This window comes from Mesorhizobium sp. M1E.F.Ca.ET.041.01.1.1, from assembly GCF_003997355.1.
Lineage (GTDB): Bacteria > Pseudomonadota > Alphaproteobacteria > Rhizobiales > Rhizobiaceae > Mesorhizobium.
The window spans coordinates 1-2,927 of sequence record NZ_RZSL01000673.1; the positions used below are offsets into that span (position 1 = coordinate 1).

Genomic DNA, 2,927 nt, shown 5'->3' on the forward strand with positions numbered 1-2,927 from the left:
CATTTCAACTTTATAGCGCCCGCAATTTCCAGCCATGGGAGGGCGTGCTGAAAATGCTCGGCGAGCTCGGCTACAGGCAAGTCGAAGGCTTCGGCGGCGTCTATGACGATCCGAAGGCGTTCCGTGCCGAGCTCGACAAGAACGGGCTTGCCATGCCGACCGGGCATTTCTCGATCGATGCGCTGGAGAAGGATTTCGACGGCGTGCGCAAAATAGCCGACACACTTGGCGTATCGCTGCTGATCTGCCCCTACCTGATGCCCGATCAGCGCCCGGGCGATGCCGCCGGCTGGCGAGGGTTCGGCGAGCGTCTCGCCAAGGTGGGCGAGGCCGCGAAGAAGGGCGGCTACGGCTTTGCCTGGCACAACCACGATTTCGAATTCAAGGCGCTCGCCGACGGTTCGCTGCCGCAGGATCATATCCTGTCGGCCGCGCCCGATATCGGCTGGGAGATGGACGTCGCCTGGGTGGTGCGCGGCGGCGCCGATCCGCTGCCCTGGATCGAGAAGCAAGGCAGTCGCATCAATGCCGTCCACGTCAAGGACATGGCGAAGCCCGGCGAGGGGCTGGACGAGGACGGCTGGTCGGATGTCGGCCACGGCACCATCGACTGGCCCGGCCTGATCAAGGCGTTGCGCGCTGGAAGCGCGGCGCAGTATTTCGTCATGGAACAGGATAACCCCAACGACATCGAGCGCTTTGCCCGTCGCTCGATCGCGGCAGCCAAGAGCTGGTAGGAGCAAATAAAAATGGCAAGCAAACTTGGCGTAGGCGTCATCGGCTGCGGCAACATCTCGAAGGCGTATTTCTCGCTGGCGCCGCTGTTTCGCGGCATCGAGATGAGGGCCTGTGCGGACATCAACATGGACGCCGCAAAGGCGCGGGCGAAAGAGTTCAAGCTGCGCGCGCAAACGGTCGACGAACTGCTCGAAGCCGACGACATCGATATCGTCGTCAACCTCACGATTCCAGCAGTGCACTATGACGTGTCGAAGCGGGTGCTCGACGCCGGCAAGCACGTCTATTCGGAAAAGCCCTTCGTGCTTTCCATCAAGGAAGGGCTCGACCTGAAGAAGCGGGCCGAGAAGAAGGGCCTGCGCATCGGTTCGGCGCCGGACACTTTCTTCGGCGGCGCGCATCAGCTGGTGCGCGAGCTGATCGACAGCGGCAAGCTCGGCAAGATCACCAGCGGCACCTGCCATGTCATGGGCCACGGCATGGAGCACTGGCACCCCAACCCCGACTTCTTCTTCCAGCCGGGCGCCGGCCCGGTGCTCGACATCGGTCCGTACTACGTCACCAACCTGATCCAGCTGATCGGGCCGGTCAGCCAAGTCGCGGCCTTCGCGTCGATGCCGGCCAAGGAGCGCACCATCAGCTCCAAGCCGCGCGCGGGCGAGAAGATCCCGGTGAATACGCCGACCACCATCCATGCGCTGCTGGAATTCGAAAACGGCGCCGTGGTGACGCTCAACACCAGTTGGGACGTCTGGAGCCACGGCCATGCGCCGATGGAGCTCTATGGCGAGGCGGGCACCGTCTTCGTGCCGGACCCGAATTTCTTCGGCGGCGAGGTCCGCTTCACCGACGCCACCAAGCCGGTGAAGAAGCTGCCGAAGTGGGATCATCCCTTCGGCGTGCCCAACGAGATGCACGGCCAAGGCATGATGGCCAACTACCGCACCGCCGGCCTCGCCGACATGGCGATCGCAATCGCCGAAGGGCGGCCGCACCGCTGCTCGATGGAATTGGCGCTGCACGCCGTCGATGTCATGACCGGCATCCTGCGCTCGGGCGAAAGCGGCAAGTTCGTCGCCATGCAGACGACCTGCGAGCGGCCGGCGGCGCTCGGCATCAAGGAGGCGAAGGCGCTGCTGGCAAAGAAAAAGTAGGTGGCGATACCCTCTCCCCGTTTCGGCCGGGAGAGGGTAAGGGTTGGGGCAAGCATCGATTCAATTCACGTTGGCGGCGATCGCCGCGCCGCTTCGATCCCGAGGATTCCCCATGCCCTATGTCGCCGCCGAGAACCGCTACGAGAAGATGATCTACAACCGTTGCGGACGGTCCGGCCTCAAGCTGCCGGCCATCTCGCTCGGCCTGTGGCACAATTTCGGCAACGACACGCCGCACAGGACCAAGCAGGCGATCGTGCGCAAGGCCTTCGACCTCGGCATCACGCATTTCGACCTCGCCAACAATTACGGCCCGCCGCCAGGTTCGGCCGAGACCGCCTTCGGCGAAATCCTGCGCAGCGATTTCGCCGCCTATCGCGACGAGCTGATCATCTCGACAAAGGCGGGTTACGAGATGTGGGCGGGTCCCTATGGCGAGTGGGGCAGCCGCAAATATGTGCTGGCCAGCCTCGACCAGAGCCTGAAGCGGATGGGGCTCGACTATGTCGACATCTTCTATTCGCACCGCTTCGATCCCGAGACGCCGCTGGAAGAGACGATGGGCGCGCTCGACCATGCCGTGCGCTCAGGCAAGGCGCTCTATGCCGGCATCTCCTCCTACAACTCGCAGCGCACGCGAGAGGCGGCCGACATCCTGAGGCAGCTCGGCACGCCCTGCCTCATCCACCAGCCGAGCTATTCCATGCTCAACCGCTGGGTCGAGGAGGACGGGCTGCTCGACACGCTGGAGGGCTTGGGCATCGGCTCGATCGTGTTCTCACCGCTGGCACAGGGCATGCTGACCGATAAATATCTCGGCGGCATCCCCGAGGGCAGCCGTGCATCCCAGGGCAAGTCGCTCAGGCCGGCCTTCATCAACGACAAGTCGATCGCCAACATCAAGGCGCTCAACGCCATCGCCGGCCGACGCGGGCAGACGCTGGCGCAGATGGCGCTGGCCTGGGTGCTGCGCAAGGGCCGCGTGACGACGGCACTGATCGGGGCCAGCCGGCCGGAGCAGGTCGAGGATTGCGT

Annotated in this window: 3 protein-coding genes; all 3 read left to right on the forward strand. The window is 64.2% G+C overall.

Features of this window, described 5'->3' with window-relative positions; all coding sequences use genetic code 11:
• Positions 1–737 (forward strand): sugar phosphate isomerase/epimerase (locus EOA38_RS32375; RefSeq protein ID WP_145966174.1); only part of this gene is annotated, 737 nt, incomplete at its 5' end.
• A 12-nt stretch (positions 738–749) separates the two neighbouring features.
• Entirely contained in the window at positions 750–1,892 is a 1,143-nt protein-coding gene (locus tag EOA38_RS32380) for a Gfo/Idh/MocA family oxidoreductase (RefSeq protein ID WP_126091898.1), read from the forward strand.
• A 112-nt stretch (positions 1,893–2,004) separates the two neighbouring features.
• Positions 2,005–2,927, forward strand: a 923-nt coding sequence (mgrA, locus tag EOA38_RS32385; RefSeq protein ID WP_127301139.1) for an L-glyceraldehyde 3-phosphate reductase, incomplete at its 3' end; no start/stop codon positions are given.